This is a genomic window from Micromonospora sp. U56 (genome assembly GCF_018070095.1).
GTDB lineage: Bacteria > Actinomycetota > Actinomycetes > Mycobacteriales > Micromonosporaceae > Micromonospora > Micromonospora purpureochromogenes.
In genome coordinates, this window is record NZ_JAGPYL010000197.1 from 1 (window position 1) to 7,329 (window position 7,329).

At 73.9% G+C, this 7,329-nt stretch carries 4 protein-coding genes and 1 pseudogene; 3 read left to right on the plus strand and 2 right to left on the minus strand.

The window, feature by feature from the left end; translation table 11 throughout:
• Positions 1–41: 41 nt before the first annotated feature.
• Positions 42–1,085, minus strand: a complete 1,044-nt coding sequence (locus KBX37_RS32775; RefSeq protein WP_210779705.1) for a zinc-dependent alcohol dehydrogenase family protein — start codon at positions 1,083–1,085, stop codon at positions 42–44.
• 258 nt (positions 1,086–1,343) lie between these two features.
• On the opposite strand from KBX37_RS32775, the gene KBX37_RS32780 reads away from it, so the two are divergent.
• The 3 genes and pseudogenes from KBX37_RS32780 to KBX37_RS32790 all read left to right on the plus strand — a co-directional run bounded on the left by KBX37_RS32780 (position 1,344) and on the right by KBX37_RS32790 (position 5,490).
• On the plus strand, positions 1,344–2,129 hold the full coding sequence (locus KBX37_RS32780) for an RNA ligase family protein (RefSeq protein WP_210779706.1): 786 nt from the start codon (positions 1,344–1,346) through the stop codon (positions 2,127–2,129).
• 251 nt (positions 2,130–2,380) lie between these two features.
• Positions 2,381–3,721: a carbohydrate-binding protein gene (locus tag KBX37_RS32785; protein ID WP_210779707.1), complete on the plus strand. Its 1,341-nt coding sequence runs from the start codon at positions 2,381–2,383 to the stop codon at positions 3,719–3,721.
• 300 nt (positions 3,722–4,021) lie between these two features.
• Positions 4,022–5,490: pseudogene (locus KBX37_RS32790) on the plus strand (cellulase family glycosylhydrolase).
• 115 nt (positions 5,491–5,605) lie between these two features.
• Here the strand turns inward: KBX37_RS32790 and KBX37_RS32795 are convergent.
• Positions 5,606–7,264 (minus strand): FAD-binding dehydrogenase, encoded by a 1,659-nt coding sequence (locus KBX37_RS32795; RefSeq protein WP_210779708.1) that lies wholly within the window; start codon positions 7,262–7,264, stop codon positions 5,606–5,608.
• Positions 7,265–7,329: the final 65 nt, after the last annotated feature.

The following is a 7,329-nucleotide window of genomic DNA, read 5'->3' on the forward strand; positions in this document are numbered from 1 at the left end:
CCGCCCACCAGGGGCGGCGTCGTCACCGGCGGTAGTGGCGGTCAGAAGGTGATGCGGACCTTCAGCGCGGTGCGCTCGTCCATCGCCCGGTAGCCGTCGGGCACCCCGTCGAGGGTGACGGTCCGGTCGAAGACCGGCGACGGGTCGATGGTGCCGTCGAGCACGTCGGCGAGCAGCTCCGGGAGGTAGGTGCGCGCCGGGGCGACCCCGCCGCCGAGGGCGACGTTGCGGCCGAACATCTGGCGGATGTCCACGCCGGCGCTGCCCCCGTGTGGCACCCCGACGTAGCCGACGGCGCCACCGTCGCGGGCGATCGAGATCGCCGTACGCATGGACTCCTCGGTGCCGACGGCCTCCAGCACGGCGTGCGCGCCCTGGCCCTTGGTCAGCTCCCGGACGGCGGCGACCGCCGCGTCGCCGCGCTCGGCGACCACGTCGGTGGCGCCGAACGCCCGGGCGATGTCGGTGCGGGCGGTGTGCCGGCCCAGCGCGATGATCTGCTCGGCACCGAGCCGCCGGGCGGCCAGCACCCCACAGAGCCCCACCGCGCCGTCGCCGACGACCGCGACGGTGGTGCCGGGGCGGACCCGGGCGGCGAGCGCCGCGTGGTGACCGGTGGACATCACGTCCGACAGCGCCAGCAGCGCGGTGAGCAGCCGCTCGTCGCCGGCGGCCTCGGCGGGGAGCCGCACCAGCGTGCCGTCGGCGTACGGGACGCGGACGGCCTCGCCCTGCCCGCCGTCGGAGCCGGGCTCGCCCCAGAACCCGCCGTGCGGGCAGGAGGTGGGCAGGCCCTCGCGGCAGAAGTCGCAGACCCCGTCGGACCAGACGAAGGGGGCCACCACCAGGTCACCCACGCGCACCGAGGTCACCTCGGCACCGGTGGCCTCCACCACGCCCAGGAACTCGTGGCCGATCCGCTGCCCCGGCTGGCGGCTGGCCACCCCCCGGTACGCCCACAGGTCGCTGCCGCAGATGCAGGCGGTGACCACCCGGACGACCGCGTCGGTGGGGTTGCGCACGGCGGCGTCGGGGACCTCCTCGACGCGGATGTCGTTCGGGCCGTGGATCACGGTGGCGCGCATGTGACCGTCCTTCGGGGGGATCGACAGTGATCGGCACCGCCGCCGCCGCCGGAGCCGGCGGGCGACAGGCCCGGACGACCGTACCGGCACCGGGAGCGCGTCCCACGCCGTGCGGGGCCGGGGTGGCCGGCCTCACCCCCGGCCCCGCCGTGGTCGGGAGGCGCTTTGGCGGGCGGAAAAGGGTGGGCGCCGGCGGAACCGGTCCCGATACGCTGCGGCCGCCGCCGGGCGTCGGCGGCGCCACGGGGAGGAACGCCAGTGCCGAGTTTCGACATCCGCAGCGCCGACCTGCGCGCGGTCAACTCGATGACCAAGTACCCGTCGATCCCGACGTACCACGCGCTCGACCCCCGCGACGGGGGCCTGCGCGAGGAGGTCGTGGAGTTCACCGGGCCGGTGACCCTGACCGAGAAGGTGGACGGCACGAACAGCCGGATCATCCTCACCCCGGACGGGCGGTACCTGATCGGCAGCCGCGAGGAACTGCTGCACGCCCGCGGCGACCTGATCGCCAACCCGGCGCTGGGCATCGTCGACGCGCTGCGCGGCCTGGCCGAGCGGCTGCGCGCGGACACCCCCGCCGACCGGTTCACCGTCTACTACCTGGAGGTGTACGGCGGCAAGGTGACCGGCGCGTCGAAGCACTACACCGACAGCCGGCGGGTCGGCCACCGGCTCTTCGACATCGCCGAGTTCGACGGGTACGCCGACCTGCTGACCCGGTCGCCGGAGCAGCTCGCCGCCTGGCGCGACGGCGGCGGGCAGCGCTGGCTGGACGAGCGGGAGCTGCTCGCGCGGGCCGAGGCGTACGGGCTGGCGACGGTTCCCCGACTGGCCACGGTGGATGCCGCCGAGCTGCCCCGCGACCTGGACAAGACGTACGCGTTCCTGACCGACCAGCTGCCGCACACGCTGGTGGCGCTCGACGGCGTACCCGGCCGGTCGGAGGGCCTGGTGCTGCGCGACGCCGACCGGTCGGTGATCGCCAAGGCCCGCTTCCAGGACTACGAGCGGTCCCGCCGCCGCCGCTCCGGCGGCCGCTGACCCCACCCCCGGCGGTGGCCCGCTCCCCCGGACCGCCGCCGGCCACCCGGCCCCGCCGAGCGCGCCACCCGCTCTCGGTGATCAAGAAGTTTGCGTCAGGTCCGGGGCTGATTCCGACGCAAACCTCTTGATCACCGCGGGCCGGCGGTTGCGCCGGGGGGGCAGCCCTGTCTGACCGGCCGGCGCATCGAGGCATTTACATTTAACAAAGTTAACTGATAGCCTCCGGCGCATCGACGAGGAGGTATGTCATGCGACTCCGACCCGCACTCACCGCCCTGGCCACCGGACTGGCGCTGGCCACGGCCGCCGCCGCCCTGCCGACCACGCAGGGGCTCGCCGCGGCCATCACCGACGTCGCGGCCGTCGCCTGCACCGCGCCCGCCTGGGCCGAGGGCACCACCTACCCGGCGGGCAGCCAGGTCAGCTACGCGGGCCGGCGCTACGAGGCCCTGGTGACCCACACGCCACCGCCGGGCGCCGGCTGGAACCCGGCCGCCACGCCGGCGCTGTGGCGGGACCTCGGGGCCTGTGATGGCGGCGGCACGCCCACACCGACGCCGTCGCCCACCCGCACCTCGTCGCCCACACCGACGCCGACCGCGACGCCGACCGCCACCCCGCCGCCCGGCACGCCGACCTGCGCGGTCAAGCCCCGGCCTGCGGGCAAGGTGCTGCAGGGCTACTGGGAGAACTGGGACGGCGCCGCCAACGGCGTCCACCCGCCGCTGGGCTGGATTCCGATCACCGACTCGCGGATCATCGGACACGGCTACAACGTGGTCAACGCCGCCTTCCCGGTGATCCGCGCCGACGGCACGGTGCTCTGGGAGGACGGCATGGACGCCACCGTCAAAGTGCCCACCCCCGCCGAGATGTGCCAGGCGAAGGCGGCCGGCCTGACCATCCTGCTGTCGATCGGCGGCGCCACCGCCGGCATCGACCTCAGCTCGGCGGCGGTCGCCGACCGGTTCGTCGCCACGGTGGTGCCGATCCTGAGGAAGCACAACTTCGACGGCATCGACATCGACATCGAGACCGGCCTGACCGGCAGCGGCGACATCAACCGGCTCTCCCCCTCCCAGGCGCACCTGATCCGGATCATCGACGGGGTGCTGGCCCAGATGCCGGCCGGCTTCGGCCTCACCATGGCCCCGGAGACCGCGTACGTCACCGGCGGCAGCGTCACCTACGGCTCCATCTGGGGCGCATACCTGCCGATCGTGAAGCGGTACGCCGACAACGGCCGGCTCTGGTGGCTGAACATGCAGTACTACAACGGCAGCATGTACGGCTGCTCCGGCGACTCCTACCCGGCGGGCACCGTGCAGGGCTTCACCGCGCAGACCGACTGCCTCCACACCGGACTGGTCGTCCAGGGCACCACCATCCGCGTCCCGTACGACAAGCAGGTCCCCGGCCTGCCGGCGCAGCCCGGTGCCGGCGGCGGACACCTGCCGCCGTCGTCGGTGGCGCAGGCGTGGAACACCTACCGCGGCGGACTGAAGGGGCTGATGACCTGGTCGCTGAACTGGGACGGCGCGAAGGGCTGGACCTTCGGCGACAACGTCCGCTCCCTGCAGGGCCGCTGAGATCGGTTCCCCCGGCCCCGCTCCCCGCTCACAGGGGTGCGGGGCCGGCCTGCGCCCGCACCCGGCGGTCGGGCAGCCGGACCGGCGCCGGACACTTCGACGCATCGACATGTTGCGAGGATGTTGCGGACGCCTCTAGGCTGTCTTGGGAGCGCTCCCGTGCCTCGTCCGGGCATCGCGGCGACATCGGGCACCGCCTGCGACCGGTGGGTGATGTGTGGGCACCACATCCATCCGGTCCGCGGCCGGCCCGGGCACCACCACCTCGCACCCGACCCCCGCACAGATTGAGACGGTCCCATGCAGAAGATTCCCCGCCCGACGCGGCGGCACCTGCTCGCCGCCGGTGCCGCGGCCGCCCTGACCATCGGCGCGTCGGCGTTCCTGCCGGTCGCCAACGCGATGGCGGCCCCCGGCTGCGCCGTCACCTGGACCACCAGCTCCTGGACCGGCGGGTTCACCGCCAACATCACGATCAAGAACCTCGGGGACGCGGTCAACGGCTGGACCCTCGGCTTCAGCTTCCCGGACGCCGGGCAGCGGGTGGGGCAGGGCTGGTCGGCGACGTACCAGCAGAGCGGCCAGTCCGTCACCGCGCAGAGCCTGAGCTGGAACGGCTCCCTGGCCAGCGGCGGTCCACCACCATCGGCTTCAACGGCAGCTGGGCCGGCAGCAACCCGGCGCCCACGTCGTTCACCCTCAACGGCACGGTCTGCACCGGCCCGACGACCCCCACCACCCCGCCGCCGCCGACCACACCGCCGCCGACCACACCTCCGCCCACCACACCTCCGCCCACCACGCCCCCGCCGACGACGCCGCCCGCAGGGCAGACGCCGGTGGCGGTCAACGGCCAGCTCCGGGTCTGCGGGGTGAACCTGTGCAACCAGTACGGCCTGCCGATCCAGCTACGCGGCATGAGCACCCACGGCCTGCAGTGGTTCGCCCGGTGCTACAACGACGCGTCCCTCGACGCGCTCGCCACCGACTGGCGCGCCGACCTGCTGCGGATTTCGATGTACGTGCAGGAGGGCGGCTACGAGACCAACCCCAGCGGCTTCACCGACCGGGTCAACACGCTGGTCGACGAGGCCGGTGAGCGGGGCCTGTACGCGCTGATCGACTTCCACACGCTGACCCCCGGCGACCCGATGTACAACCTGGACCGGGCCAAGACCTTCTTCGCCGCCGTCTCGGCCCGCAACGCCAACCGCACCAACGTCGTCTACGAGATCGCCAACGAGCCCAACGGGGTCAGCTGGCAGACCATCAAGAACTACGCCGAACAGGTCATCCCGGTGATCCGGGCCAACGACCCGGACGCGATCGTCGTCGTCGGCACCCGGGCCTGGTCCTCGCTGGGCGTGTCGGAGGGCGGCAACTCCACCGAGGTGATCAACAACCCGGTGAACGCCAGCAACGTCATGTACGCGTTCCACTTCTACGCCGCGTCGCACAAGGACAACTACCGGGCCGAGGTCGAGCGGGCCGCCGCCCGGCTGCCGCTGTTCGTCACCGAGTTCGGCACGGTCACCTACACCGGCGGCGGTGCCGTCGACGCGGGCAGCAGCACCGCCTGGCTGGACCTGCTGGACCGGCTGAAGATCAGCTACGCCAACTGGACCTACTCCGACGCCGACGAGGGCAGCGCCGCCTTCAACCCGGGCACCTGCTACGGCGGCACGTACGCCGGCACCGGCGTGCTCACCGAGTCCGGCGTCTTCCTGCGCAACCGGATCCGTACCCCGGACAACTTCCCCACCAGCTGACCGGAGCGACACCGCGCGGCGCCCGTCCCGGTCGGGGCGGGCGCCGCCCGTTCCCGCCCGGCGGCGCGCCGACCGGCCGGTCGCGGGGCGGGCCGCCCCGCGACCGGCGTGGCCCTCAGGCGACGGCCGCCGCGGCGGCCCGCCCGGCCGTGCGCCCGGAGAAGAGGCAGCCACCGAGGAAGGTGCCCTCCAGGGCGTTGTAGCCGTGCATGCCGCCGCCACCGAACCCGGCGACCTCGCCGGCGGCGTACACCCCGCCGAGCGGCTCGCCGTCGGGGCGCAGCACCCGGCCGGAGAGGTCGGTGTGCAGCCCGCCGAGGGTCTTGCGGGTCAGCACGTGCAGCTGGACGGCGATCAGCGGGCCCGCCGCCGGGTCGAGCAGGCGGTGCGGCGTGGCGACCCGGATCAGCCGGTCGCCCCGGTACCGGCGGGCACCCCGGACGGCGTGCAGCTGGGCATCCTTGCCGAACGGGTGCGCGATGTCGCGGTCGCGCGCCTCGACCAGCCGGCGCAGCGGCGCGACGTCCAGCTGCGGGCCGCCCGTCTCGGCCGCCAACGCGTTCATCCCGTCGACCAACTCCTCCAGGGTGTCGGCGACCACGAAGTCGGCGCCGTGGCGCTTGAACGCCTCGACCGGGCCGGGCGCGCCGGGACGGACCCGTTGCAGGACCTGTCGGACGCTGCGGTTGGTCAGGTCCGGGTTCTGCTCGGAGCCCGACAGTGCGAACTCCTTCTCGATGATCTTCTGGGTGAGCAGGAACCAGCTGTAGTCGTGGCCCGTGGCGCGCAGGTGCCGCAGGGTGGCGAGGGTGTCGAAGCCGGGGAACAGCGGCGCGGGCAGGCGCCGGCCGGTCGCGTCGAGCCACAGCGACGACGGGCCGGGCAGGATCCGGATGCCGTGGTCCGGCCAGACCGGGTCCCAGTTGCGCAGGCCCTCGGTGTAGTGCCACATCCGGTCCGGGTTGATCACCTGCCCGCCGGCGGCCTCGGTGATGGCCAGCATCCGGCCGTCGACGTGGGCGGGCACCCCGGCGACCATCCGGGTCGGCGGCGTGCCGAGCCGCGCCGGCCAGGCCCGCCGGACGAGGTCGTGGTTGCCGCCGATGCCGCCCGAGGTGATGATCACGGCCTGCGCGCCGTACGCGAAGTCGCCGACGGCCACCCGGGAGGTGCTGCGGCCGCGCGGGGCGTCGTCGGGTTCGAGGACCGTCCCGCGTACCCCGGTGACCACGCCGCCGGCGGTGACCAGTTCGTCGACCCGGTGCCGGAACAGCAGCCGCACCCGGCCTTCGTCGACGGCCTTCTGGACCCGCCGGGCGAACGGCTCGACCAGCCCCGGGCCGGTGCCCCAGGTGACGTGGAACCGGGGTACGGAGTTGCCATGGCCGTCGGCCGCTCCCCCGCCCCGCTCGGCCCAGCTGGCCACCGGGAAGAGCCGGTGGCCCATCCCCCGCAGCCAGGCCCGCTTCTCTCCGGCCGCGAAGTGCACGTACGCCTCGGCCCAGCGGCGCGGCCAGTGGTCCTCGGGCCGGTCGAAGGCCGCGCTGCCCGTCCAGTCCTGCCAGGCCAGCTCGACCGAGTCGCGGACGGCCATCCGCCGCTGCTCGGGCGAGTCCACCAGGAAGAGGCCGCCGAACGACCAGAACGCCTGCCCGCCGAGGTTCTGCGCGGGCTCCTGGTCGAGCAGCAGCACCCGCCGACCCGCGTCGGCGGCCTCGGCGGCGGCGACCAGCCCGGCCAGCCCGGCGCCGATCACGATGACATCCGTATCCATGCCACCGACGCTACGTACGGGGTTGCCAAGATGGTGGCGGTCCACGCGCAAGATCCAGGGTAAGT